Annotated in this window: 24 protein-coding genes and 1 tRNA gene; 9 read left to right on the top strand and 16 right to left on the bottom strand. The window is 60.2% G+C overall.

Going from position 1 to position 23,904, the window contains the following annotated elements:
- Positions 1-48: 48 nt before the first annotated feature.
- The gene (locus tag NW828_RS05825; protein WP_414382375.1) at positions 49-1,983 is read right to left on the bottom strand and encodes a cellulose biosynthesis cyclic di-GMP-binding regulatory protein BcsB; all 1,935 of its coding nucleotides are present in this window, start codon (positions 1,981-1,983) and stop codon (positions 49-51) included.
- Between the two features lie 150 nt (positions 1,984-2,133).
- On the bottom strand, positions 2,134-2,535 hold the full coding sequence (locus NW828_RS05820; RefSeq protein ID WP_148202691.1) for a cupin domain-containing protein: 402 nt from the start codon (positions 2,533-2,535) through the stop codon (positions 2,134-2,136).
- A gap of 294 nt (positions 2,536-2,829) precedes the next feature.
- On the opposite strand from NW828_RS05820, the gene NW828_RS05815 reads away from it, so the two are divergent.
- The 4 genes from NW828_RS05815 (at position 2,830) to NW828_RS05800 (ending at position 7,492) form a co-directional block, all read left to right on the top strand.
- Positions 2,830-4,470 carry a hypothetical protein gene (locus NW828_RS05815; RefSeq protein ID WP_414382372.1) on the top strand — a complete coding sequence of 547 codons (1,641 nt, stop codon included), beginning with the start codon at positions 2,830-2,832 and terminating at the stop codon, positions 4,468-4,470.
- Positions 4,467-5,600, top strand: coding sequence for a hypothetical protein (locus NW828_RS05810; protein WP_414382370.1), 1,134 nt, complete (start codon positions 4,467-4,469; stop codon positions 5,598-5,600). The genes NW828_RS05815 and NW828_RS05810 overlap by 4 nt, the downstream gene beginning before the upstream one ends.
- A 135-nt stretch (positions 5,601-5,735) precedes the next feature.
- Positions 5,736-6,548 (top strand): hypothetical protein, encoded by an 813-nt coding sequence (locus NW828_RS05805; protein WP_414382367.1) that lies wholly within the window; start codon positions 5,736-5,738, stop codon positions 6,546-6,548.
- 101 nt (positions 6,549-6,649) lie between these two features.
- Complete coding sequence (locus tag NW828_RS05800) at positions 6,650-7,492, top strand: universal stress protein (RefSeq protein ID WP_414382364.1); 843 nt, start codon at positions 6,650-6,652, stop codon at positions 7,490-7,492.
- Between the two features lie 8 nt (positions 7,493-7,500).
- Here the strand turns inward: NW828_RS05800 and NW828_RS05795 are convergent, their stop codons facing one another.
- From NW828_RS05795 to prmA, 4 genes are all read right to left on the bottom strand, one after another.
- Positions 7,501-9,012 carry a hypothetical protein gene (locus NW828_RS05795; protein WP_414382361.1) on the bottom strand — a complete coding sequence of 504 codons (1,512 nt, stop codon included), beginning with the start codon at positions 9,010-9,012 and terminating at the stop codon, positions 7,501-7,503.
- Between the two features lie 7 nt (positions 9,013-9,019).
- On the bottom strand, positions 9,020-10,303 hold the full coding sequence (gene hisS / locus NW828_RS05790; RefSeq protein WP_414382359.1) for a histidine--tRNA ligase: 1,284 nt from the start codon (positions 10,301-10,303) through the stop codon (positions 9,020-9,022).
- Between the two features lie 94 nt (positions 10,304-10,397).
- The gene (locus NW828_RS05785) at positions 10,398-11,234 is read right to left on the bottom strand and encodes a 16S rRNA (uracil(1498)-N(3))-methyltransferase (RefSeq protein WP_414382356.1); all 837 of its coding nucleotides are present in this window, start codon (positions 11,232-11,234) and stop codon (positions 10,398-10,400) included.
- Complete coding sequence (prmA, locus tag NW828_RS05780; protein ID WP_414382408.1) at positions 11,204-12,094, bottom strand: 50S ribosomal protein L11 methyltransferase; 891 nt, start codon at positions 12,092-12,094, stop codon at positions 11,204-11,206. The genes NW828_RS05785 and prmA overlap by 31 nt, the downstream gene beginning before the upstream one ends.
- A gap of 481 nt (positions 12,095-12,575) precedes the next feature.
- Between prmA and NW828_RS05775 the strand changes: the two genes are divergently transcribed.
- Positions 12,576-13,409, top strand: a complete 834-nt coding sequence (locus NW828_RS05775; protein ID WP_414382353.1) for a hypothetical protein — start codon at positions 12,576-12,578, stop codon at positions 13,407-13,409.
- On the opposite strand, the gene NW828_RS05770 is transcribed toward NW828_RS05775, so the two are convergent.
- Positions 13,406-14,155 carry a phycocyanobilin:ferredoxin oxidoreductase gene (locus NW828_RS05770; protein WP_414344751.1) on the bottom strand — a complete coding sequence of 250 codons (750 nt, stop codon included), beginning with the start codon at positions 14,153-14,155 and terminating at the stop codon, positions 13,406-13,408. The two genes, NW828_RS05775 and NW828_RS05770, sit on opposite strands and share 4 nt — an antisense overlap.
- A 165-nt stretch (positions 14,156-14,320) precedes the next feature.
- Positions 14,321-14,407 (bottom strand) — tRNA-Ser (locus tag NW828_RS05765).
- A 152-nt stretch (positions 14,408-14,559) separates the two neighbouring features.
- Between NW828_RS05765 and panB the strand changes: the two genes are divergently transcribed.
- Entirely contained in the window at positions 14,560-15,345 is a 786-nt protein-coding gene (gene panB / locus NW828_RS05760) for a 3-methyl-2-oxobutanoate hydroxymethyltransferase (protein WP_414382350.1), read from the top strand.
- Positions 15,346-15,482: 137 nt separating this feature from the next.
- Here panB and NW828_RS05755 read toward each other — a convergent pair whose 3' ends face one another.
- Complete coding sequence (locus NW828_RS05755; RefSeq protein WP_414382347.1) at positions 15,483-15,911, bottom strand: hypothetical protein; 429 nt, start codon at positions 15,909-15,911, stop codon at positions 15,483-15,485.
- A gap of 87 nt (positions 15,912-15,998) precedes the next feature.
- On the opposite strand from NW828_RS05755, the gene NW828_RS05750 reads away from it, so the two are divergent.
- Positions 15,999-17,699, top strand: coding sequence for a hypothetical protein (locus NW828_RS05750; RefSeq protein ID WP_414382345.1), 1,701 nt, complete (start codon positions 15,999-16,001; stop codon positions 17,697-17,699).
- Here the strand turns inward: NW828_RS05750 and NW828_RS05745 are convergent.
- The 4 genes from NW828_RS05745 to NW828_RS05730 form a co-directional block, all read right to left on the bottom strand.
- The gene (locus NW828_RS05745) at positions 17,693-18,901 is read right to left on the bottom strand and encodes a glycosyltransferase (protein ID WP_414382342.1); all 1,209 of its coding nucleotides are present in this window, start codon (positions 18,899-18,901) and stop codon (positions 17,693-17,695) included. The genes NW828_RS05750 and NW828_RS05745 overlap by 7 nt on opposite strands.
- Before the next feature lie 29 nt (positions 18,902-18,930).
- Positions 18,931-19,344 (bottom strand): PH domain-containing protein, encoded by a 414-nt coding sequence (locus NW828_RS05740; RefSeq protein WP_414382340.1) that lies wholly within the window; start codon positions 19,342-19,344, stop codon positions 18,931-18,933.
- Between the two features lie 75 nt (positions 19,345-19,419).
- Positions 19,420-19,926, bottom strand: a complete 507-nt coding sequence (locus NW828_RS05735; RefSeq protein ID WP_011432348.1) for a hypothetical protein — start codon at positions 19,924-19,926, stop codon at positions 19,420-19,422.
- 62 nt (positions 19,927-19,988) lie between these two features.
- On the bottom strand, positions 19,989-20,804 hold the full coding sequence (locus tag NW828_RS05730) for an ion transporter (protein ID WP_414382337.1): 816 nt from the start codon (positions 20,802-20,804) through the stop codon (positions 19,989-19,991).
- A 148-nt stretch (positions 20,805-20,952) separates the two neighbouring features.
- Here NW828_RS05730 and NW828_RS05725 point away from each other — a divergent pair, with 148 nt between their 5' ends.
- Positions 20,953-21,546: a Maf family protein gene (locus NW828_RS05725; protein ID WP_414382334.1), complete on the top strand. Its 594-nt coding sequence runs from the start codon at positions 20,953-20,955 to the stop codon at positions 21,544-21,546.
- Here the strand turns inward: NW828_RS05725 and gatB are convergent.
- From gatB to NW828_RS05710, 3 genes are all read right to left on the bottom strand, one after another.
- A complete protein-coding gene (gatB, locus tag NW828_RS05720) occupies positions 21,543-23,015 on the bottom strand; it encodes an Asp-tRNA(Asn)/Glu-tRNA(Gln) amidotransferase subunit GatB (protein WP_414351470.1) in 1,473 nt (490 codons plus the stop codon). The two genes, NW828_RS05725 and gatB, sit on opposite strands and share 4 nt — an antisense overlap.
- A gap of 147 nt (positions 23,016-23,162) precedes the next feature.
- Positions 23,163-23,447: an acylphosphatase gene (locus NW828_RS05715; RefSeq protein ID WP_414382332.1), complete on the bottom strand. Its 285-nt coding sequence runs from the start codon at positions 23,445-23,447 to the stop codon at positions 23,163-23,165.
- A complete protein-coding gene (locus tag NW828_RS05710; RefSeq protein WP_041436250.1) occupies positions 23,444-23,626 on the bottom strand; it encodes a hypothetical protein in 183 nt (60 codons plus the stop codon). Before NW828_RS05710 ends, NW828_RS05715 begins: the two co-directional genes overlap by 4 nt.
- Before the next feature lie 43 nt (positions 23,627-23,669).
- On the opposite strand from NW828_RS05710, the gene NW828_RS05705 reads away from it, so the two are divergent.
- The coding region (locus NW828_RS05705) for a hypothetical protein (RefSeq protein ID WP_414382329.1) at positions 23,670-23,904 on the top strand (235 nt) is incomplete at its 3' end.

Raw genomic sequence — 23,904 nt, 5'->3', positions numbered from 1 at the left:
AGCTCAAAATCAGGTTAATTCTAGGCGAATCTTAGGTTCTCGCTTGGCTTAAGAGGGGGTTGGCGACTCAGGGCGGCGGGCCAAGCGTTGGTAGGTATTCCAGGCTCCTACTGCTAGCAAAAGGGCCAGCAGCAGCACTAACCAATAGCGGTATTGCCACAACAAAAGCTGCCAACTGAAGCGACCGGGGTAGCGCACTCGATAGCCTGCCGGCGTGAGATCCCAGCTCTGTACTTGGGTGAGATCGGGGGCAGCGGCATAGGCGGTGAGCACGTTTCCCTGTAGCTGGTTGGCCAGGCGGGTGCGCGGATCGGCAAGGCCGCGGCTGAGGCGCTCTGCCAAAGCCGGGTCAGATCCCCACCAGGAAAGCCAAAGGTTCGGCTTACCTTTCAGGAGAAAGTACTGCAAAAGGCCGAGGTTTTCTTGAGGCTGAGCGGCCAAGGCCACCTGCTGGTTGAGGGGATTGATGATTTCAAACTGGGATCCCAGCCGGATGGGGCTATTAAGCTCCACCTGATCTGGCCCAGCCACGATCACCTGCCAGGCAAAGTTCCCCGTCTCCAGGTTGGCTTCCTCTTTGGGCAAAACCTCAAGGGTGGGCAGCAGGGGTCGGGCAGCCAGCCGGCTGAGGGCACCGACCAGGTAGGCGGCAGCCGGCAGCAGTTGGGGATCCCCCAGCCCAACCCGTCCGGATCCCTGCAGCACCGCCGGGATCTCCTGCAGCTCGCCGCTAGGGGCTTGGTAGCCGCTCCAGAGAAGGCCAGAGCTATCGGAACGCACTTGCAAAGTCAGCGGGGTCAGGGATCCCTGGCAATTACCGGGGCTGGCGCCATAGTCAAAGCGGAGCTCCAGTTGATTAAAGCGGCGCAGCAGGCGGGTGGGCAGGATTACGGTCTCGTTGAGCTGGGTGCGCCCGGTTAGGTTGTAGGTGCGCAACAGAACGCCATTCAAGAACACGTAGCCGGTGAGGCGATCCCCCACTCGGCCATCCACCGGGTTCATAATGACGTCTAGTTGCGCCGCCAGATCCCGCGGCCGCCCCCCCAATTGGGACAGGTTGAAGTTGAAGACCAAAGACTGGCTGCCAAACCCCCGCAACATGGGATCCACGATCCCCAGCTCTCGCAGGCTGAGGCGGTTGGCCCTGAGCGCCTTCTCCAAATCGGATACTGCTACCACCTGGATCCCTCGGCTCACCAGACCTGCCCGCTTCCACTCTTCATAGAGGGCAAGAATGGACTCGCGGCGGGCGGCTACCCGTAGGCGGGATCCCTCGGGGGTAATTTCATGCTGCAGGTGGGGGGTGAAGTTGGCCGGTTCTAGGGTAACCTGAGCTCCTGCAACCGGGCGGTTGCTCCAGAGAATAGGGGTCTGGGGAAAGAGGTGGGAAAGCAAGCTATAGAGCCAAAGGGCCGCTTCTGCGGCTTCAGGAGTGAGGTTGGCTGGCACCACCAGAGTAAGCTGAGGGTATACCAGGCGCAGAAAGCCAGCCACCGTGGTATCCGGAACGCGGGGCACCAACTCAAAGAAACTGTCCCGCCCCACCGTCAGCAACAGATTGCCGGTGTTGAGATCGGCGCAGATGTCATCGCTGATGCTCAAAAAAGGCTGGACGGAGACAGTAATAAAGCGCTCACCAGGGGGCAGATCTGGGATCGGCACCCGCACCACCGGCTCCTGCCGCAGATCTTGCACCAGGAAGATACCCGCCAGCTCGTCATTGATCAGCACCCGCACCGTGGACGTAGGTTTCAACACCGGCGAGGGATACAGGCGCAACTGCACAAAGCTGGCCTCGGGGTCAAGGCCGTTGAGGGGGGCAGGGACAGTAACATCCAGGCGCGGGTTAGCTCCTTGCAGCAGCACCGAGCGGTCGTAGCCCAGCCTTTGCAGAGAAATGACTTCCGCTGCCTGGGCAGCCGTTGGCCCGCAACACCAAAGCAAACCGGCAACCCACAAAGCCCACTGTCTTGCCTTCTGCATCACCTTGACCCCCTCTTGCTTATCCCTCACTTGTCTAGTGCAGGCAAGCCCCTTGGCCCACCTGACCCAAGTTTGCCCGACATGCAGAAATCTGTAAGCTTTCGGGGTCTGTACGCACAAATCGTGGATTCGGATGCCCAGGGGATCCCTTTACTGGCGGGCGTAGTCGTCCTCAAAGCGCACGATGTCGTCTTCCCCGAGGTATTCCCCGTTTTGCACCTCGATCAACACCAAGGGAAGGGTGCCGGGGTTTTCCAGGCGGTGCTTGGTGCAGGGGGGAATGTAGGTGGACTCGTTGGAGCTCAGCAGCATCACCTCTTCTCCACGGGTAACCTTCGCTGTGCCCCTGACCACGATCCAGTGCTCGCTGCGGTGGTAGTGCATCTGCAGGCTGAGCCGATGGCCAGGCTTCACCTCGATGCGCTTGATCTTGTACATCGGGCCTTCATCCAAAACCCAGAAGGATCCCCAGGGACGGGTCTCTGCTTGAGAGGGCACCAGCTCAAGCGCTGGAACTGCTGCTTCATTCACGTCCCGCACAGCCTGCAACATAAGATCATGTCCTCGCAAAGTCACCCTCATTCTCTCTCAGCGTCCGAGACCTCCTCATCGACAATATGGCTGAATTGGCCTACGCCAAAACTCGTAGATAAAGTCTCTCAGGCCAGGGAATGCTAATCTAGCCCTGTGTCCAGTTCCCAGACACGTCAGCCCATCCCCACGCCCTACTTGAGACATGTTCTCATTAACACTAAATAGCTCTTGAGGCTCGATTGGCGATTTAACCAGTTACCCTCCAATTAATCTCCAATTAATTCTAAATTCTTGAAGCTACTGAAGTAACCCATGTTTCTCACCAAGCTCAGGGCTTTCTTGCGGCTCTTCGGGTCTACCGGGATCCTGTTTCTGCTGCTGGCTAGCCTTCTGTGGGGTTTGAAGGAAGGCTGGAGCTGGGTGAGCTTGGAGATGCAGTTTCTTGGCTATAAGGGATCCGTGGCGGCCTTGGGGCCGGATCCGCGCCTGCCCATTGTGGGCACCACCTTTCCTCCCTTGCTGGTGCTGGCTACGGCCATTCTGGGACGATCCCCGCTGTTGTTGCAGACTGTCTTCGGCTCTCTGGTGCTGGGCTGGGTGTGGCGGCAGTTACGCCGTTTGCCGGTGGAGGTGGGATGGTGCTGGCTGTGGGGTTTGTTGATGATGCTGCAGCCGGCTTTGATCTTGATGCTGCTGCGCAGCCCCGCTTGGACGGCCACCTCGCTTTTGCTGGGGGTAAACATGGCCTTGTTGTTTCCCCTGGCTGACGAGAAACGAGCAGCGGGGAAGTCAGTGGCGGCAGGGGATGAGCTGCCTATTACCCTGAGGCTGCTGCTCGTTGGGCTGGCGCTGGGGCCCCTGATGGTGCTGCGCTGGGAAAGCGGATGGCTGCTGCCCTGGGCGGGGATGCTGCTGCTGGTGGCCTTTCGCCGAGAAGTCTGGGGGTTTCGCTGGGCCTCGCTGTTGGTGGCCGGCTTTGTCAGCCTAGCCTTGATCCTGAGCTGGCTGTATGTGAATTGGCTGTCGGTAGGGGATCCCTGGGCTTTCACCTACCAGGTGGGCAGCGGTCTGCGGCTGCCGCAATTGCGGGAAGACTTGCAGCAGGCGGGTGGCTGGCGGGGGGTGCTGGAGGCTGGGAAATGGCTGGCGGTGCTGGCCCCTGCCTATCTGCTGTTGGGGCTGGGATCCCTGCTGGGCCGAGGCCCGGGTCGCTGGGTATGGGCTCTGGTCTGGGGGATGCCGCTGGTCATCCTGCTGGCTTCTCTAGGGCAGGGGCTGTTTTTGCGGGAGCTGAGCCGCTTTGGCCTTTTCTGGGTGCCGCTGCCTTTGCTGATGGGCGCCTACTTGTGTCGCGGAGCCGGCCCCGGCTGGGCTAAGCGCCTGTTGATCACTGCCCTCTTGGGGTTGAACTGCCTCACTGCCGGTTATGGGGTGAGCCAAGAGCCGGGTTTCCTCATGCCCCTGGTGGCCGAGGAGCGGGATCTCTGGGAGCGGCTGGTGGCAGGGGTAGTGCCCCTTAGTGGCGAGTTGGAAGCTGCCCAAAACCTGTATGAAGTAACCTCTGCTGGGCAAGCCCTAGAAGACTGGCGGAGGCTGCGGCAGGAAAAGCGCCAGGTCGGGCAGTATCTCTATCGCCACCTGTTGCCCGGACAAAAAGTGCTGGTGGACGACGACATCCACTTTGAGGCTATCTTTTGGGCAAGGGATCCCCGCTCTTTCCTTACTCCTCACCAGTACGAGTTTGCCCTGGCCCTTCAGCATCCCCAGGAAAGGGTGGACTACCTCTTGGTAGCGGGGCTGGCGGATCCCTTGCGGAGCGCCGATCGCATCCTGCAATTTTGGCCTGAGCTCAATTTTGAGGGGCTGCCGGGCTTCAGGGAGGTTTATAGCTCCCCCCAAGTGCGGCTGTGGGCTCGCCAACACCAAGAGGAACCGCAGGAGGAGAGGAGATGAAAAGGAGACGATCCTGGCAGCGGCGACAGGTGCTGCAAGCGGGCGGAGCGCTGCTGGCTGCCTATGGGGTTGCCGGCTGTGGCCAGGAGTTTTTGAGTCAGCAGGGGAGTCGCAGCCCGGAAAATGCCGAGACGGGAAGCATGAACTTGTCAGAGCTGCTGGCCCGCTGGCAGGTGGGCATTGGCGAGGATCCCGGTCGCTTCCTCTGGGAAATCGAGTCGGATCCGCAGGTGGCGGCAGTGGCGCAGGGGTGGGATCCCCATTTCCTGAGCGGCTGGCTGAACAGCTTTGATCACCGCCAGGGGGATCTCTCCTTTTGGCGCAACTGGCACCAGGCCGGGCTTTTGCGGCAGTGGTTTGAGCGGGGCTATACCCTCCACATCATCACCTGGGAAGACGACACCCACCGCCCCTGCGGCGACTACCACATCTCCAAGCAGTTTGTCCAGGATGTAGCCGAATTGGCCGGCTATATCGCTCAAGCCAACCCCCAAGGCCGCCCTACCTATTGGAGCCTGGCCACGGAGTTTTCCTATTGGCGGATCCCAGCAGATACCTACAACGCCGACACTGCTTTCTACTACCAAGCCCTAATGCGCAATGTCCTCACAGCCCGCCAAGCCATCAAGGAGCGGCTGCCGGCAGCCGAAGTAGCCCTGTGCTGGGGGGGCTGGATTGCCACCTTTGACGACCCTTCCCGGGGGGCAGGCCGCAGCATGGTGGAGCCCTTTGCCGAGACCATGAGCCAAATGGACGGGATCGCCTTCCAGTCGATGCGCCAGCGGCGGCCAGGGGAGTTTAACCCAGAGCTGAACGGCCCGGATCCCGGTAACCCAGAGCAAATCCGCCTCTGTTGCCGCCTGTTTTCCCCCATCCACTCCAACCTGATGTTGGCCCACTACGAGCCCTCCATCAAAGACAAGCACCCCAGTGGCGGACGGGCCGACACCGTCCATACAGACTTTCAGCTCATGAGCCAGCCGGAGTGGCTGCAGGAAGTGTCTCAACTGGGGCTGCGGCGCTTTTCCCTCATGCACTACGGCCTCTACAAAGGGGATCCCTATGGGGCGCTGACGGCAGCGCGGCAATTCCGGGCCCGGGTGGGCTTGCCGGCTGCCACCGCCAGTTAGCAGTCGTTCCAAAGCCGGTTTTGTCCCGGATCTTGACCCAAATCTTGATCCTAGGGATACAATCCCCCTGAAGCTGCCGGGATCCCTGCCATGGAGAAGCTGAGATTTCTAAGGGCAAGCCTGCTGGCGAGTCTAGTGGTTAGTGCAATGCCGCCGGAGCTGCCGGCCTGGGCAGGATGCGGTTTTCCCCGCGGTGCCGGCAAGACTTTTTTTTCGCTGCAGCCGGAGGTCTATCGGCCTCGCACCCGCTTTGATCAGGGGGGACGCCTGCAGCCGGCCCTTTCGGAGTACGGAGAAACCCGCCTCAACCTTCTCGCCGAGACTGGCCTTAGCGATCAGCTCACCCTCAATCTCAACACCAGCTATGTTTTCCTGGAAAACCGCTTTGCCAGCGGAGCCGATACCATCACCCAGCGCAACCAGGGCCTGCGGGATCTGGAGCTGGGCCTGCGTCACACTTGGGGAGAGGGGGATCCCTTCTTCTCGGCTCAGCTAACGGCCTTGATCCCGCCCGGATATGCCACCCAAGACATTCCCCTGCCCTTGGGGTACGGCGTCTTCGGCTATGATCTCAAAGTTGGGGCGGCAGCCAATACCCAGTTGGGATCCCTGCCCGCCTTTTTCGACTCCTGCCTCACGTTCCGAGATTACTTGGGCTATCCCGGGGATCGGGTCAAGGCCAGCCTGACCTTCGGGGCAGACCTGACTCCTGAGCTGCAGGCCATCCTGGCCCTGGATGGGGATTTTACGTTGGGCAACGGTGCACCTTTGCTGTTTGGAGATTTGGCGGTTCAGGATCCCGACTACGACAACCTCAAGCTTTCGGGCCAGCTCAACTGGCGGTTGGAGGGAGGGTTAACGCTGGGCTTGGGAGGGTTTCAATTCTTGACCGGCCGCAACACCAACGCCGGCGGCGGCTTCACCGGCTATGTGTGGCTAAGTTACTAAAACCCAACAAAATGTTGCAGGACATCCCCTACGGTAACAGGGATCCGCAGGGGCAGATCTAGGATGAGTCTTGGCAAACTACGGCCCGGAGAACGGATCCCATGTCTCGATTTGAGAACCTCATTGCCGCCATCGATGGCAGCGGCCCCACTGAGCAAATGGTGCATACCCTTCTGTCTCTGCCGGCCTTTGCCCAGTGCCACGTGACATTGCTGCATGCGGTGCCTTCCCAGACCTCTGCCGAGGAGATGCGGGCTGCCTGGCAAAAGGGGCAGGAACTGCTGGCCCAAACCCTGCAGACTTTCCCCCCCCGCCCAGGGCTAAAGATCAGCACGCAACTGGTGGAAGGGGATCCCAAGGTGGTGGTGCTGCAGGTGGCCGAGTCCCTGCCCAATCCGCTGATTGTCATGGGATCCCGGGGGCGCAACCGCATCATGGCCATTTTGCAGAACTCGGTGAGCCAATATGTGTTCCAGCTCGCCTCCTGCCCAATGCTGCTGGTCAAAGACGACGCCTACGTCAAATACCCCAGCCATGTCATGGTGGCCCTCAACAACTCCCCCGCTGCCCAGGCCGCCTTTGCCACGGCCCTTGACTTGATCTCCGGCATTCAAGGGGCCCAGATCTTCCTGGCCTCTGTGCAGTTGGATGCCGACAACCCAGGTAGAGATGAGGCCCTAGATCGGGCAATCGATACCCTCAAAAACCGGCAAATCGGCCACCAAGTGTTAACTGCCGTCGGGGATCCGGGCACAGAAATTGTCCGCTTAGCCGCCGAGAGCAACGCCGATCTGCTGGTGATGGGATCCCCTGACCGCCGACCTACCATTGCCCGCAGCATTCCCGATTTGGATCGGCTGTTGGGGCGTTCCATCTCTGACTATGTGCGGGTTCACATCGGCTGCCCCGTGCTGATGGTGCGTTCCGTCCAAGACAGCGACTGAGCCAGGCTTCAAGGCAGTATGGAGCGGCGCTCTGTAACTCGGTCACTCTGCTGCTGACGATCCGGGCTGACGGCCCAAGCTTCAAAGATCAGCTCAGGGACTCCGGGAGGGATGGTCATGCGGGTGAGGGCTTGCCACTGCCCCTGCTCGTCACGGGAGAAGTCCAGCAACCAACGGGGGCCATCCACCAAAGAGCGAGTGCGCCCGTGCTTCACCCAAAACTTGATCCAAAAAGGGGCTTGATGGCCTGCAGCAGGGTTGGTCGTGGGGGGCAAGCGCAACACCACATCGAAATTGTCTCCGGCTCGGAGTTGCTCGGGCACCACCAGTTGTGGCGCCGGGCACACTTCTGGCGGCGGGGGCGAGTTTTTGGTGTCCTTGCTGGTGGCAGGCAGGGCGAATGCAGGCGGAGGTGGGGTGGCCGGGCTCCCTGCTGGGGCTGGCAGGGCGGCATCCTCGCCCATTGGCTCAGCTTGGGGGGGTGAGGGAAGAGGGGAAATCGGCGCCGCAGGCTGGGGGTTAGGTTCGGGTGCGGCCTTAGCAGAGGGCTCTGCCGGCTGAGTCGAGCCGGGATCCCCTCCAGCAGGAGCACTGTGCTGCCAGATGCGCAGCAGCTTTTGCAAGGTTCGTTCGGGAGAGAGCAGGGTTGCGGTCGAGGCAGGACTGGCAGCATCGGCCAGCCTCTCTTCCTCTTGCTGCTGCGGGAGGGGGATCCCTGCGCCAAGAAGTCCTGCCTCTTGGCTGCGACAGCGAATGGAAAAGGGGATGGTCAGGGTCTGAGGCGACGGCTCTGGATCCCACCAGGAGGAGGGAGTAAGGGCCAGTTCTCCCCGTAAAGGACGGGCCCACACTTGGCTGGGCAGGGTGATGGGGATGCTGAACACCGCCGTCCGCGCCCCCGTCGGGAGTTGAATTTGCCGTTGTCCCTGGAAAAGCGGCCTCTCCTCCCCTTCTGGCCAAACCTGTACCCGCAGCTCGCCGCTGCAGCCGATCCGCCCCGTCAACACCAGCACCTCGTCCGGGGATCCCTCCAATTCACTGTGCATTAGGGAAAACAGCTCTGGCGGGATGGCGACCTCTTTTTTCTGGGGGGGCTCAAACCCGGCCTCTTCAGCCACCGGGGCAGGGATCCCTCGTTCCGGCTCCAGAGGGGCAGGCACAACCTGAAAACGGAGACAATTGTCCAACTCGGTTTCGCCGAACAGTTCTGCGATCAAGTCGGCATCTCGGCAGTGCAATTCCCAAAACCCAGGGGTGAGGTGGCTGGCGGGCAAAATAATGCCGATCCCTTCATCGTTGGTGCGCACAGAACGGGTTTGGACTTGTGGGGGAGTCGGGGCGGTGTCAGGGCCCTGATTCTGCGACGACAGAGGACGCTGCCGGACTTCCACCGTGATGGTGAAGTGGGGCTGGGGCGAACGGGCAACAATGGTGTAGGTATCTTCTTCCAGAACTGCTCCCTCGGCTGGTACTGGCTGCCAGTCTTCCTGGCCGTCCCGCCGAACCCAGAAATTTAACATAGCTCCATCACCTTGGTGCTCCGCACTGCTGACGCGAATGGCATGCCAGATACTGAATCAGATCGGCTTGCAAAAGGGTTTGCTGTTGCCCTGTAGGCAGGTGCTTAAGCTGTACCTCTCCGGCCACAGCTTCCGCATCCCCTAGCACAACAGCCCAAGTTGCGCCGCTGCGGCTGGCCCGTTTGAACTGCTTGCCAAAGGCGCTGCCGCTCAGATCCAGCTCGGTGCAGAAACCAGCTTGGCGCAGCGCTTGAGCGATCCGGAGGGATTGGGCCTCAGCCTTCGCCCCACGGGAGATCACGTAAACCTCGACCGGTGCTGGCGGAGCCTCCCCTTGTTTCTTTTGCAACAGCAGCACCAGCCGCTCCATGCCGATGGCCCAGCCCACCGCTGGGGTAGAAGGTCCGCCCAGCTCTTCCACCAAGCCGTCGTAGCGACCACCCCCACAGACGGTACTCTGGGATCCCAAGTCAGGTGAGACGATCTCAAAGGCGGTGTCGGTGTAGTAGTCCAGGCCCCGCACCAAGTAGGGATCCAACTGGTAGGGAATATCCAACATCTGCAGGTGAGCTTGCACCTGCTCGAAGAAAGCCCGCGATTCTGGGCCGAGGTAATCCGGCAGCTTGGGGGCCCCCTCGGCAATCTCGCGGGTGCGGGGATCCTTGCTGTCTAGAATGCGCAGCGGGTTGCGGGTGAGACGCTCTTGTGAGTCAGGATCCAGCTTCTCCCGCAAGGGGGTGAGGTAGTCCACCAGGGCCTGGCGATAGGCCCGCCGATCCTGCAGATCCCCCAGGGAATTGAGCCGCAAGCTCAGGTTCTCCGCCCCCACCGCTTGCAACAGCTCCCAGGCCAAGGCGATGACTTCCGCATCGGCGCGGGGATCCCGGCTGCCCAGCAGCTCTACCCCCAACTGGTGGAACTGGCGTTGCCGCCCCGCCTGGGGACGCTCATAGCGAAACATCGGCCCACAATACCAGAGGCGTTGCACATCTCCAGCCATTTGCAGCCCGTGCTGAATGTAGGCCCGCACCACACCTGCTGTGTTCTCTGGGCGCAGGCTCACCTCTTGCTCGCCACGGGTGCTGAAGGAGTACATCTCCTTGCCCACCACGTCGGTGGCACTGCCAATGCTGCGGGCAAAGAGCTCCGTCAACTCCAGGATGGGGGTGCGAATTTCTTGGTAGTTGGCCCGTCCCAGGATCTCTCGGGCGCTGGCTTCCACCTGCTGCCAGAGCCGCACCTCCTGCGGCAGAATATCTCGGGTGCCCCGCACCGCCTGGATCATCTCCATTCTCGTTCTCCCTCCCTGGGGTGGGCCTGGCCGCCTGCTATGCCAATGGCTGTTCTCGTCAAAGGACTCCGTCCCCCTGACGCAAACGGCCTAGTCATTGATTATCGGCGACAACACTCCCCGTCGCTAGCGGAGCCAAATGACCCCGATCCAAGCTCGAGTCCAACCAGGAGTAGGTGGCGGCAATTTGGCTGGTGGCAACAACAGCGGCGGTGGTAGCTCGCAAGATGGTAGGGCCAAGGGAGACGGACACTCCCCCATATTCCTCAGCCTGCCGACGTTCGGCAACCGTCCAGCCCCCTTCTGGGCCAATGGCTATGGCCAAGGCCGGGATCTGCAGCTTTGGCAGGGCCTGCACCAGCAGGGGGGCGTTCTCGCGCGCCACGGCTATACCCCACCAGAAGGACTCCGTCCGAGTAGCGCGAACGGCTTGCAGCTCCGCCAGCCAACTTGTCCAAGGGGTGGGGGGATCGACCTGAGGCCAGCGCAACCGCTCACATTGTTCTGCGGCCTCCCGCACAATTTTTTGCCAGCGTTCCTGCCGCCCAGATCCCGGTTCCAACACGGTGCGCTCTGTCAGCAGGGGGGTAATTCGCGCCACCCCCAGCTCGGTAACCTGGCGGAGCACCTCGTCAAACCCCTGCCCTTTGACCACCGCCAAGCCCAGATGCAAAAAAACGGGCAATTCCCGCGGCAGCGTCTCCACCTCGCCCACAATTTGGGATCCCTGAGCCTGCCAACGGGCCGCCCACAGCTTGCCTGAGCCGTCCAAAACCAAAAAGAGATCCCCCGGCCTGAGGCGGCGCACCCGCTGCAAGTAGTGCTGTTGCGGGCCGGTTAAATGGAGAACACCGCTGGGATCCCGCTGCGCTGGGTCAATCGCCAATCGGGGCAAAGCGCTCAGGTCATGCGTGCGTTCAGACAACACCATTCCCCCCGTCGCCAGAGGGCTGCCACCACCCATTCGTTGGCCTCCAGCATCTCCGCCACCAACTTGGCCTGCTCGATGAGGATGCCGCTGAGGATCAGCCATCCCCCCTCCTTCACCACCAGCCGAAACTCCGGGATCATATCCAGGATCACATCTGCCAGGATGTTGCACACCAACCCATCCACCATTTCGGGAATCTGCTCCAGGCTGCCCTGAGCCACCACAATGCGATCCGTCAGGCCGTTGAGATCGCGGTTGTGCATCGTGGCTTGCACCGCCAGGGGGTCGATGTCCACCGCAAACACCCGCTTCACCCCCAGCAGGGCCGCCGCCAACGACAGAATCCCGGATCCACAGCCCACATCGGCCACAGTCACTCCCTCGGCACCCCCGCCGCCCTCCAGGCGCATCTCCAGCGACTCCAGACAGAGCTGAGTGGTGGGGTGAGTGCCCGTGCCGAAGGCCATACCGGGATCCAGCCGCAACAGGTGCCGACCGGGGTGAGGGGGCGGATCCAGCCAGGCCGGACAAATGAGCAACTTATCCCCGATGGGTTGGGGCTGCCAGTGCTGCTTCCAACTGCTGCTCCAATCTTCCGCCTCTATGCGTTCCCAGCGCAGCTTCGGAACCCGCTGACCGGCAATGAGGGCATCCTGCTGCAGGCGCAGGGAGAGGGCTGCCAAATCCAAGAGGCTGACGTGAGGCCAAGGCAGATAGGCGTGAATGCAGACCTGATCTTCGCCGTGGGCTTGGCTGGTCATGCCCCGACAGCCAAAATTCTCCAGCCGCCAAAAGATCAGGTCTTCTTGGGCAGGGGAGGCGATGAGACTGAGATCCCACCAAGCACCAGCGGGGTCCAGCGCTTGTGCGGGCGAAAACGGAGTGGGATTGGCAACAGTTCTGCTCACAGGGATCCCTTCACAAACCTAAAGGAAAACCAAAGTGATGGCTAACAAGATGGCGCTCCAAGTCGCCAAGCCAGCTACACACAATGCGGTACTTTATATCAAAAATTGCAGCACTCTACTCAATCCATAGTTTAGGCTTTAAGAGCCTACTCCAGCTATCCCGGCTATCCTAGGATTTGAAGGCTTACGCCGTCGGTTCAGCAGCGAAAAAAGGGGGGGAGCCCCCCCAATTGGGGGATGACCCTCAGCGGCTCTTTGGATGACCAGCTCAGCCCTGTGAGATAGATTAAGTCCAAAAGCATTGAACAAGAATTGGATGCAGCGTTGACATTCGTTTCGAGCCTCAGTGATTTTGCGGATAAATGAGGTTTGGCTGGGGCGTACTGAGCAACGATGTAAGGATGAAGAAAGAGCAATGCAGGTGGCGAGGTCGATGTCAATTGAGCAGTCAGGGCAGCAGCCGAAGGTAGCTCCTTGGGGGATTACCAGAGGGGAAAGGGCTGCCCATGAGGATCCCCAGCCGCTCAAAGTCAGCACTCCCAAAGACTCCGTGCCGCTGACGCGATCCGCTCTGATGCGGCGTTTTAATCAGAGCTTTCCGCCTTTTTACAGCCAGTTTGTCAGCAGCGAGGTGCAGGCCCAAAATCTGCGCTTGGCCTACGCCCTCTACCAGACCCGCAAGGCGGTGGTACAGATGCAGGACGAAGGTCGCAAGACGGTGGTCTGTCTGGCCTACCGCAACCGACCTTCTCTGCTCAGCGATCTGTTTGGGGTGTTCACTGCTTTTAATCTCTCGGTGCATGGCATTCATCTCTATGGGCAGATCTACTCACCGCACCTGGTGTTTATCCGCACCATCGTCTCCCGCGATGGCCACAGCCTATCTTCCCAAACCAAGCTCAGCCTAGAACGGGCCATTCACGAATGCCTGGCGGGTGTGTTTCGCGTTCACGAAACCTTGGCACTGGAGTTTGATCTCAAGGCCGGACTAAAAGACGTGCAGGTTTCTTTTTATTTTGACCCGGTGTTTCATTTGCCCACACTTCTGGTGGATGTGGACAACCAGCCGGGCGCGTTCTACCGGGTGATGACGGTTCTTGCGCAGGAGGATTTGACCGTTGTTAACCTCAATTTGATGCTCCGCCGCAAGCAAACGCGCTTCATTTTTTACTTGCTAGGGCCGGATTCAACTCCAACCATGCCGGAGTTCTTAGGGCAAAAATTGGCCTTGAGCATCCAGCAGCGGCTGCAAGGGGATCCCGCCTAGATCTGCACGGGACTGGGAGGCAAGTCAAAAAGGACGGTGTTCATGTAGCGCTCTGCCCAGGCGGGGCCAAAAGCTTTTTCCAAAACGCGGCGGGTGCGGTCGTTCTGCTGTTGCTGGCTGCAATAGCGCTGCTGCCCCTGGTAGTGGGCCAAAATCTGGCCGGGATCCGTCTGTGGGGGGATCTGCTGCGCCAGCCGGCAGTGAATTTCCAGGAAACGGCAGGCAAAGTGTAAAAAGCGCTCGGCCTCTGCTTCGTCGGCAGGACGCACGAACAGACAGTAGGGAGAAAAAATCGTGCCCCACTCCGGCAACCGGCGCCGGTGTTGGAAAGGGACGAGATGGGATCCCAACGCTTCCAGCTCTTGGATATAGAGATCGGGCAAGCTGGGGGTCACCGGCGAGAGATCGACAATGGCGGCGCTCACCTGTCCGCGACCGACCACAATGTCGCAACCGAACAGCGGCAGCGGGTACTGCGGCTGCGGAAACATAACGCAATGGAGAATATCCAGGCTCTGCCCGGCCTGGGCCAGCTCCAGGTGCAGTTTGCGAAAGGGATCCCCTTGGTAGCAGCGGTTTTCAATTTGCAATTTCTCACCCTCTAGGCGGCCTTCCACGTAGCCCAGATCTTCAGGCAGAGGATAGGGGGCTAGGGTGAGGGTAGATCCCCAAACGTTCAGGATTGCCTCAGATAAGCCCTGAATGAGCGGATGCAGTTGGGCAGAGAGAGCAGGAGCGGTGAACATAAGACTCTAGAAGAAAGGCCAAGAACCCCATCCAACCTTGACCTTGGCTCCATGCCAAAGTGTTATGGGGAAACCGCACCGCTGATGCGAAGGGCTTGGGTGGGATCCCCAAAAATCCCAGAGGCCCTAGCTGGGCAAGGCGTTCTAAAACTGTATGCCTGAAGACGGAAGGGGTGGGATTCGAACCCACGGTGACCTTGCAGTCACAACGCTTTTCGAGAGCGTCACAATCAACCACTCTGTCACCCTTCCAGTCTGCTGTAGGGCTTTACTATCTTAACGGCAAACCGAGTCTCCTGCTTCTTCCCAGCCTCAAAGCCAAGCTTGTCTCCTCCCGCGGGATCCGGTTGATGGGAAAGTGCTCCGCACCGCTGGCGGGAACGCCCAGATGAGATCATAGGGATATGGCTGCTTTATCCATTCACCACTTTCGCCAGGCCAAGCAGGCGGGTCAACCTTTGGTGGCCCTCACGGCTGCCGACTACGCCACCGCTCAGATTTTGGATCAGGCTGGGATCGACTTGATCCTGGTGGGCGACAGCTTGGCCATGACCCACTTGGGGTATACCAGCACCCTGCCCCTGACGCTGGAACAGATGCTCCATCACGCCCAGGCGGTGCGCCGCGGGGTAGAACGGGCCTTTTTGGTGGCCGACTTGCCCTTTTTGACTTATCAAGTCCACAAAGAACAAGCTCTCCTCTCAGCAGGGCGGTTGATGAAGGAGGCAGGAGTCAACGGGGTCAAGCTGGAGGGGGGCTACCCCGACATGGTGGAAACGGTGGCCTTTCTGGTGCAGCGGGGGATCCCGGTTTTGGGTCATATCGGCCTCACTCCGCAGGCCAAACATCAACTGGGGGGCTATCGCCAGCAGGGAAAAAACCCTCCAGAGGCCGAGCGTCTGCGACAAGAGGCCCTCAGCCTGGAACAAGCAGGGGCATTTGCCCTGGTTCTGGAGCACATGCCGGCGGAATTGGCTGCCCAAATCTCGGCCCAGGTGGGGATCCCAACCCTGGGCATTGGAGCCGGGCCGGCTTGCGATGGTCAGATTTTGGTCACCCACGACCTGCTGGGGCTGAGCGAGCGGCTCCCCCCTTTTGCCAAGGCCTATACCAATTTGAGACAGGCGATCCGAGAAGCAGTGGAAGCTTTCGCCGACGATGTTCGCCAAAAAGTATTTCCCCCCCGCTGAAGGGATCCCTTACCCATTCAAAGCTTGGGCAGAGGTGCTATGCCTACGGCACCTCATACTGCTACCTACTGCTACGCAATGCTTATGGGAACGGGAACCGCACCGCTTTCTCAAGGCTGGGCAAGGATAGGGCGACCTCAGGGATCCCTGAGCAGCACCGTCCCGGTCACCACAGCGCTTTGGCCCAACCGGTCGAAGACCCGCAAACTGACTAGGTAGGAGCCGGGCACCAAGCTTAGGGGAGGACGAATGCGGAAGCGGGTTGTACAAGACACCTCTCCCGACACACAATTCACCTGCGCTGCCGAGAGCGTCTGAACCTCAATCCCCGACCACGACACCTGAAACGCCAGCTCCGCCGGGATCCGGCCCGGCACCGATACCGAAACCCCCAGCTCCAAAAAGCCGTTCCGATGTACCACAGAAGGAATATCGCTGCTGGTGATCAAAGGCGGCAGCGGAGTACTGGCCGTCAGCGCATCGGCACCACAACCGACCAAGGCCACACCCAGCAGGCCCAGCACCCATCCCCAAGGTTTGGATCCCAGCTTCATCACAGGGTTCATCTGAAAACTCACCTTCTCAGTATAGAGGGCGGGGGCAACAGAGTTAGTGTTGGTTCTGGGAAAAGCTAAAAATTTACACTACAGATAGTGGCGAGCTGGATTTTCATCCAGACCATCTGCTACAGTAAGGCCCATAACCTGTCGAGCAGCCTGGATATGGAAGGGGAAGAGGAGCTAAAAGCCTTGCGGGCGCGGGTGCGCAACCTAGAGCGATCCCTCGCCGAATCGGAAGCGCTGTCATTGCAGCAGATTGAGTGCATCCATCGCCTGGAACATCAACTGCTGGAAGCACAGGCCCAGATTCAAGAGCGGGATCAAGCTTTGCAAGCGTGTCAAGAGGAGAAAGCGCGGCTGGCCCAGCGCCCTACCCCAGAGGCTTTTCAGCTTCAGCAACAGCACATCGAAGAACTGCAGAATCTCCTGTGGGAAATGGAGCGCCGTCCAACGCTGGAGCACTACCACATTCTGCAGCAGCAGTTGCAAACCAGTCAGACGGAAATTGAAACCCTCAAGGCGGAATTGCAGCGGCGCGTCGATCCGGCCCGATTTTACCAACTGCAGCAGGAGCTCCTGGAGCTGAAACAGCAGGCCAACCAATTGGGAGAATACGCCGTCAAGTTGCCGCAGGTGCAGCTTTTGCAAGCCCAACTGCAGCTCCGTGTACAGCAGCTAGAGGAGGAAAAAGCACAATTGCAAGCGCAAATCCAAGAGTTGGCTGCTCGACCTTCTGCACAAGAACTGGAAACCCTACGGGCGGAGCTAGAGGCTGCCCACCGCCAAGCGGAAGCCGAATGGCAGCGTTTGAAGACCCATCTGGAAACCGAAAAGGCACACATGGAAGCTGACCTGAACACCGCCCGGCAACGTATTCGCGAACTGGAAGAGCGTCCTACCCCAGAGCAATGGGCACGCTTGCAGGCGGAGCTGGATCATCTGCGCCAACAGGCCTCTTTTGCCAAGGCCGAGCGGGCCACCTTGCTGGAAGAGCTGCAGCAGAGTCAGCGGCAGCAGGCCGAGCAAGCCCAACAGATTGCCAAGCTGGAAGCGGAAGCAGCCCAGGCCGCCCACCTCAGGGAAACAGAGTCCTCACAGGCGCAGCGAATCCTTGCCCTGGAGGAGCAGGTGCAGGCTTTGACCCGCGAGCTTGGTGCTTTGCGAGCCGAGCGGGATCAGCTCATGCAAGAGTTGGCCCAGCGTCCCACCCTTGCCCAGTGGCAGGAAGTTCAGCAGCAGGTGCAGGACACCCGAGAAAGCCTGGAAGCAGCCCGGCGGGGGCGAGAACTGGCCGAGGCCCATCATCTGGTCAGCCAAAAGCAAATCGAGAAGTTGCAGCAGCAGGTGATGGCTTTGAAAACCGAGTGTGTGCAGGCCCACGCCTACGCGCAAACCCAAGAAAAGGAAGTGGCCCTGCTGCAGCAGCGCAATCAAGAACTGGAAGAGCAACTGGCCACACTGCGTCAGTCGGCCTCCGCTTCCCCTCAGCCAGCGGTTGTCGAGCCCAGGTCGAATCATCGGGCTAGTGCTCCGCACCGCTGGCGCGACCAGGAACGGATTCCTGCCGCGGCTGACGAGTCTGCTCCTTCCCCGGCCACCACCTGGAGAACACCCACCCCAGGGATCCCGCCGCTCACCCTGGACGAGCGGGAAGAAAGTGCCCCGCTCGGCTGGCGCCAACGGACAGAAAGGCTCCTGAAACGCTCCGCTTTGGCCGCTTCACGGGCAGGAGGGGAAACGGGCAGTCGCAACCGGATTGAGTTGCCGACTTTTGTGCAGCGGCGGCCCTACTGAGCGCTCCATTCTCGGGGATCCAACCGTTCTCCAGCTTGAAAACGAGGCCAAGCCCAGCGCAACAGGGCTCCCAGCTGGGCATGAAACCGCTCTGGGGCAAATTGCAGAGCATGGGCCCGAATCCGCTGCGGATCCCATTCCTGTCGATCCGCCTGCCGCAGCCCTTCCACCAGCGCTTCCACACTGGCCTCGGGAATGAGGATGCCGGTTTGGCCGTGGATGACCGTCTCTTGGGCACCTCCCCGGTTGAGGGCAACCACGGGGCGGCCGCAGGCCTGGGCCTCCACTGCCACTAGGCCAAAATCCTCCTCCCAGGGGAACAGCAGCAGCCGGCAATTGGCTAGCAGTTCCCGGAAACGATCGGGGGGCTGATGGGGCAAAAACTCCACCTGCGGCCCCGCCAGTCGCTTGAGCCGAGCCAGCTCCGGCCCTTCGCCCACAACCAGCAGCCGACGACCCAGCCGTTCACAGGCGGCAATCACCAGATCCACCCGTTTGTAGGGCACCAGTCGGCCTGCCACCAGGTCATAATCGGCGCTGGGATCCGCCACCGGCTCCAACCCCTGCAGCGGAACGGGCGGATAAATGACCACAGCCTCGCGGCGATAGAGCTTGGCAATGCGGCGGCGAATGTGCTGGGAGTTGGCGATCAACAGATCTGGACGTTGAGCTGCCAGAAAATCCCACTGGCGCAGGCGGTGCAGCAGCCATTGGCTAATTGTGCGAATGGGCCCGATTCTCCCCAACCCTTCTCGCTGCAGATACAGCTCCCGGTTCTCCCACAGGTAACGGGTGGGGCTGTGGATGTAGCTCAGGTGCAGGGTAGAGGCTCCCGTCAGGATCCCTTTGGCAAAGGCGTGGCTGCTGGAGATCACACAGTCATACCCCGAAAAGTCGAAGCTCTCATAGGCCAACGGCATCCAGGGCAGCAGATACTTGAGGCGGGCGTGGTAGTCAGGGCGCAGCACCCCCAGCCACTTGGCCCAGCCTTGCAAAAAGGAGGTGTGAATCGACAGCTCCTGCCAGCTCGGCGGCAGGGTGTGAGCGGAGAAGAGACTAACGTAAAGGGGGGCCTGTGGGGCAAAAGCCACCAGCTCCTGCAGAACCTTTTCCGATCCCCCCGGCCAGATCAGGTACTCGTGCACCAGGGCCAGGCGCTCAGGCCAAGCGGGATCCCGGCTGGGAAGAGTGGGGACAGCCACAGGAAGGGATCCCCAAGGCTCAGGCACGGTCAGGACTGGGCAGAGCGGCGCTTTTTGGCAATTGGGCCGCTCACCTGCTTGGCTTTCTCGTCGATCCGCTCATTGATGTAGTTGTAGATCTCGCGGAAGCGAGGCAAGGCCCGCATCTCCAGGCGACTGCCGTCCTTGAGGGTGAGCACCATGTCTCCCCACACGCCCAAGCCACGGGGCACCATAACCACCTTGGCAATCTCGCCGTAGATTACATCTGAGCGCTCCTTGCCGCCCCATCCCCCAATCACGGTGATGCGACGATTGGTAATCCGATAGTGTACCCACAGCTTACGCACCAGTGCCCCCACAAACAGAGGCAAGCCGACAAGTGTAGCCCCAATGAAGGAGTTCAACACCAAATCGCCACTGTGGGGGCCGCCCTCAAAAAAAACCTCCTCTTGCACCGCCATGCAGAGCACCGTCCGGTTGTTTAGAGTGTTGCCGTTAACGATCTTAAACGATTTCTCAGCTTTCCCCAACTGGGGCTAACGGCAGGTTCGGGATTGGGTCAGCCTTCGGACGGCTTGTAGGGAACGGCAGGTGGCCAAGACCAGGTAAACAAACAACACCATCACCACCACCGCCACCGCTGCGGCTCCGGCATTACCCAGCCAGCCCCACCCTTCCAGCCCCGTCAGGGCCACCAAAGCCCAAGAAGCCGGGTGCAGCATTCCCCCCAACAGGAGAATTTGCGAGAGCATTTGCCCAGCCGTAAAGCGGGATCCCAGCACTACCAGGGCCAGTCCGCCGCCGATGTTGATCAACCCCATGTTGCCCAAAAAGGCGTAGCAAATGTGCCAGGCGTACTTTTGTTTGGGCACCTCCTGCCAGAGGAGGGGCTCGGCAGGGATCCCCGAAGCCTCCTGGGGGGCGAGCGGCAACGGCTGAACTTGGCTGAGGATCCAGCCGAGGACAATGGCGGCAACCAGCATCGCCACGCCCGCCTTCACGTTCAGCTTGCCGGGGATGGTTAGCTCGGGGTGGGCCAACATCGCAGATCTTCCTGCAACCCGTCCTAGCCTATCCTGTCTTTGCCCCAAATTGGCCAACAGCCTCAATCCCTTGGATAGAGCAGTGTGCCACAGCGTTTGCAGAATTGGGCATCCCCATCGTGTTGGGACAAACCGCACCCTGGGCAGGCCCATTGCACCGAGTTGCCGCTTTTTACCAGTTGCTTGATCAACTCCCCCACTTGCCAAGGGATCAGGGCTATGCCCGTCAAGATCATCAACACTGTCAGCAGCCGGCCCAGCTCAGAAGTGGGGGTGAGATCCCCAAACCCCACCGTGGTCATGGTAACGACGGAAAAGTAGAAAGCATCCAAAAAGGTGGCAAAAGCGCCAGGATTCACTGGATGTTCTACCTGATAGATCAGCCCAGAGTAGACGAAAACAATGGCAAAGAGGGTGAAGAAAATGCGCAGCAAAATGCGGCTATCGGCGGAGATCACTTGCCCAAACAGGGTTTTGCCCTCTACCAGGCGCAGCAGCCGCAAAATGCGAAACCAACGGAAGATGCGAATGAAGCGAATATCGGTTAGCCCGGCAAAAAAAGGCAAAATGGCGAGCAAATCGATGAGCGAATACAAGCTCACGACATAGCGCAACTTCTGCGGGGCCGCTGCCAGTCGGAGCAGATATTCCACCACAAACAGGCCGAGAATGAGGCGATCCACCCGCTCCAGCCAAAGACGTACCTCAGGGGGAATGGGATAGGTTTCCACCACAAAGAAGGTGGATGAACAGAAAACCAGCGCCGCCACCAGCAAGTTCACCCAGCGGCTTTCCGGGGTGTCTTGATCCCCCCAATAGCGCTGAAGGATCCCGGAACGGGCAAGATCGAGATCAGCTTGGGTGGGGAGAGTGGTCACAAACGGGATCCAGCTGGGAAGATATCGAGAGAGTTTCCTTTCAACGCCCATCAGGCGCATACTAACTAAGCTAATGGAAACTAGCTCACAGAGCGAACTTCCCCTAAGCAAACGTCCAGGCTTTGGGTGTTAATTAGGTGTTGAGTCGATGTTGCCTCCTATCGTACTGGCCTCGCAATCCCTTGCCCGCCGCCAATTGTTAAAGGCTGCCGGGATCCCCCATCGCGTTCAACCCAGCTACTTCGACGAAAGCCAAATCCAGAGCTCTAATCCGGTGGAGCTGGTGCAGAAGCTGGCCTCGGCAAAAGCCGAAGTGGTGGCGGCCCAGCAACGGGAGCCCGTCTTGGTCGTGGGGGCCGACTCCGTGCTCTACCTAGATGGCGAGATCCTGGGCAAGCCGGCCAATGCTCTGGAGGCGGAACGGCGCCTGCGGCAAATGCGGGGCGAAGTGGGAGAGCTCTACACAGGCCATGCCTTGATTGACACGAAGCAGAACCGCCGCCTCACCCACTATGCGGTGACGCGGGTGTTTTTTGCCAAGCCCAGCGACGAGGAGATCCGCGCCTATGTGGCCACCGGTGAGCCTTTGGCCTGTGCCGGCTGTTTTGCCATCGATGGTCGTGGCAGCCTGTTTGTGGAGCGGATCGAGGGGTGCCCTGGCAATGTGATCGGGCTGAGTTTGCCCCTGCTGCGGCGCATGATGCAGGAGTTGGGCTATTCCCTCACAGATGCTTGGAGCTAGCCGTCGAGGTGTTGCTTGAGCAGGTCGTTGGCCAGCTTTGGATCTGCCCGTCCCTGAGTTTTTTTCATCAATTGCCCGACAAAGTAGCCGAAGAGCTTGGTTTTGCCCCCCCGATACTGCTGCAGTTGCTCGGGGTTTTCTGCCAGCACCTCGGCGATCATCTGCCCCAGCAGAGCGCTATCCGAGATTTGGGTCATGCCCTTAGCTTCCACCAGGGCGCGGGCCGATCCCCCTTTTTCCAGCAGTTCTGGCAGGATCTCCTTGGCGATTTTGCTGGAGATGGTGCCCTGCTCGATGAGGCCAATCAGCTCGGCCAGGGTTTCCGGCTTCAGGGCAATGTCGGGATAGTCCAGCTTGTGGGTGTTGAGGTAGCTGGCGATGTCGCTCATCATCCAGTTGGCGGCTGCTTTCGGGTCGGCACCGGCGGCGATCACGGCTTCAAAGTATTCGGCGGTGTTGCGTTCATCGCTGAGGTAGCGGGCATCGTACACCGAGAGGCCGTACACCTCCTGATAACGTCGCCGCTTCACACCGGGCAATTCCGGCAGCTCTGCCCTCCAGCGGGCCTTTTGCTCTTCGGTAACGCGAATCGGCGGCAGATCCGGCTCCGGGAAATAGCGATAGTCGCTGGATCCCTCTTTCTTGCGCATGCTGATGGTGCGCTGGCTGTTTTCTTCCCAAAGGCGGGTCTCTTGCACGATCCGCTCGCCCGCCTCCACAACCTTGACCTGGCGGTTGAATTCGTACTCGATGGCCCGTTGGATGGCGTTGAAGGAGTTCATGTTTTTAATTTCCACCTTCGTGCCAAAGGTCTGGGATCCCAGCGGACGCACCGAGATGTTCACATCACAGCGCAGGGATCCCTCCTGCAGGTTGCCATCGCACAGCCCGGCATAGCGCAGGATGCGGCGCAGCTCTTGCACATACTCGGCTGCCTCTTCCCCGCTGCGGATGTCCGGCTCGCTGACGATCTCGATGAGGGGAACCCCCGCCCGGTTGAAATCCACCAAAGAGTAGCTGGATCCCGATAGGCGGTCGCTGCCAGCGTGGACCAGCTTGCCCGCATCTTCTTCCATGTGCAGACGGGTGATGCCGATGCGCTTGGTACGACCGTCGCTGAGCTGGATCTCAATCCAGCCGTGGGTAGCAATCGGCAGGTCGTATTGGGAGATTTGGTAGTTTTTGGGCAAGTCGGGGTAAAAGTACTGCTTGCGGTCGAACTTGCTGTAGGGGGCAATGGTGCAATTCAAGGCCAAACCCGCTTTGACCGCGTACTCCAGCACCTTTTCGTTGAGCACCGGCAGGGTGCCGGGCAGGCCCATGCAGATGGGGTCAATCTGGGTGTTGGGGGGAGCGCCAAAGGCTGTCGCGCTGCTGGAGAAGATCTTGGAGCGAGTGCTGAGCTGGCAGTGAACTTCCAGCCCAATCACAGCTTCGTATTGCACTTTGGCGGGGGCAGCAACAGTCATGGGATGGGAAAAACTGGCGGTGTAACCATTCTAGTGCGACCTTGGGGATCCCAGCTCACAGACAGTTTCTGGGGACGGCAGCCCAGAACTAGCGGACGAAGCTGAAGTGCTGCAGGTCAAAGAAATCCTTGGAACAGCCAAACTCCTTCAAACGGTAGGGCGAATCTCAAAGGTGGGTAGACCTTCCGGCGGCTCGGAACGTTGCTCAATGGCCTCCACAACCGAACCGGGGCTGCCCTGTTGGCACCAGCGCAGCATGGCCTCCACCGCAGCAGGGGATCCTTCAAAAACGGCCTCGACGCGACCATCCCGCAAGTTGCGCACCCAGCCGCCAACACCGGAATTGCGGGCCATGGCTTCGGTGTGGGCGCGAAACCCCACCCCCTGAACCCGCCCCCGTACCCAGACGTGAACGCGAACCCTGTCACTCATGCCGACGGGGATCCCTCCGTTGTGCTGCAGGGTTCTGGCGACTCGGTCGGCTCCTCCGGAGTCTCTGAGGTCTGCCGATCCAGCCACCCCACAAGAACGTTGACCAGGGCAACCAAGCCTAGGAGCCCCAGCGAGATCCCACAGGCATACCCAATCGCTTGCCACAGCACGGAAGACATGAACCCAACCTCACGAACGCTTGTGCAGAGGATCCCACCCTTCATGCACCGTGACACCCTCCCGGCGCTCGTCCTGTGGATAGAGCGCGGGCCACCCTTCCCGTCAGCAGGACGGAGTCCTTACCTCGCGGCTGGGCATTCCTGCCCCACGCCACTTGTCTGGGTCTACAACCCCCGACAAAACGACTGGACAGGTGGTTCCCCTTCCCCAGCCTCCCTGGCTACTGCCAGCTTGCAAAACAAGTCTAATCCACAGGGAACGGTGCATCGGCAGGCAG

The sequence above is a fragment of the Synechococcus sp. W55.2 genome, from assembly GCF_047461635.1.
Lineage (GTDB): Bacteria > Cyanobacteriota > Cyanobacteriia > Thermostichales > Thermostichaceae > Thermostichus.
This window is presented reverse-complemented; position numbering and strand designations above follow the sequence as displayed.

Excerpts from the sequence above, each read along its gene's own strand:
- NW828_RS05810 (WP_414382370.1), top strand. The coding sequence starts at position 4,467 with ATGAAAAGGAGACGATCCTGGCAGCGGCGACAGGTGCTGCAAGCGGGC.
- NW828_RS05815 (WP_414382372.1), top strand. The coding sequence starts at position 2,830 with ATGTTTCTCACCAAGCTCAGGGCTTTCTTGCGGCTCTTCGGGTCTACC.
- NW828_RS05725 (WP_414382334.1), top strand. The coding sequence starts at position 20,953 with ATGTTGCCTCCTATCGTACTGGCCTCGCAATCCCTTGCCCGCCGCCAA.
- NW828_RS05820 (WP_148202691.1), bottom strand. The coding sequence starts at position 2,535 with ATGTTGCAGGCTGTGCGGGACGTGAATGAAGCAGCAGTTCCAGCGCTT.
- NW828_RS05735 (WP_011432348.1), bottom strand. The coding sequence starts at position 19,926 with ATGTTGGCCCACCCCGAGCTAACCATCCCCGGCAAGCTGAACGTGAAG.
- NW828_RS05770 (WP_414344751.1), bottom strand. The coding sequence starts at position 14,155 with ATGTTCACCGCTCCTGCTCTCTCTGCCCAACTGCATCCGCTCATTCAG.
- NW828_RS05795 (WP_414382361.1), bottom strand. The coding sequence starts at position 9,012 with ATGTTAAATTTCTGGGTTCGGCGGGACGGCCAGGAAGACTGGCAGCCA.
- NW828_RS05775 (WP_414382353.1), top strand. The coding sequence starts at position 12,576 with ATGTCAATTGAGCAGTCAGGGCAGCAGCCGAAGGTAGCTCCTTGGGGG.
- NW828_RS05825 (WP_414382375.1), bottom strand. The coding sequence starts at position 1,983 with ATGCAGAAGGCAAGACAGTGGGCTTTGTGGGTTGCCGGTTTGCTTTGG.
- NW828_RS05755 (WP_414382347.1), bottom strand. The coding sequence starts at position 15,911 with ATGAACCCTGTGATGAAGCTGGGATCCAAACCTTGGGGATGGGTGCTG.
- NW828_RS05740 (WP_414382340.1), bottom strand. The coding sequence starts at position 19,344 with ATGGCGGTGCAAGAGGAGGTTTTTTTTGAGGGCGGCCCCCACAGTGGC.
- NW828_RS05710 (WP_041436250.1), bottom strand. The coding sequence starts at position 23,626 with ATGTCTTCCGTGCTGTGGCAAGCGATTGGGTATGCCTGTGGGATCTCG.
- gatB (WP_414351470.1), bottom strand. The coding sequence starts at position 23,015 with ATGACTGTTGCTGCCCCCGCCAAAGTGCAATACGAAGCTGTGATTGGG.
- panB (WP_414382350.1), top strand. The coding sequence starts at position 14,560 with ATGGCTGCTTTATCCATTCACCACTTTCGCCAGGCCAAGCAGGCGGGT.
- NW828_RS05715 (WP_414382332.1), bottom strand. The coding sequence starts at position 23,447 with ATGAGTGACAGGGTTCGCGTTCACGTCTGGGTACGGGGGCGGGTTCAG.
- hisS (WP_414382359.1), bottom strand. The coding sequence starts at position 10,303 with ATGGAGATGATCCAGGCGGTGCGGGGCACCCGAGATATTCTGCCGCAG.
- NW828_RS05785 (WP_414382356.1), bottom strand. The coding sequence starts at position 11,234 with ATGGTGTTGTCTGAACGCACGCATGACCTGAGCGCTTTGCCCCGATTG.
- NW828_RS05800 (WP_414382364.1), top strand. The coding sequence starts at position 6,650 with ATGTCTCGATTTGAGAACCTCATTGCCGCCATCGATGGCAGCGGCCCC.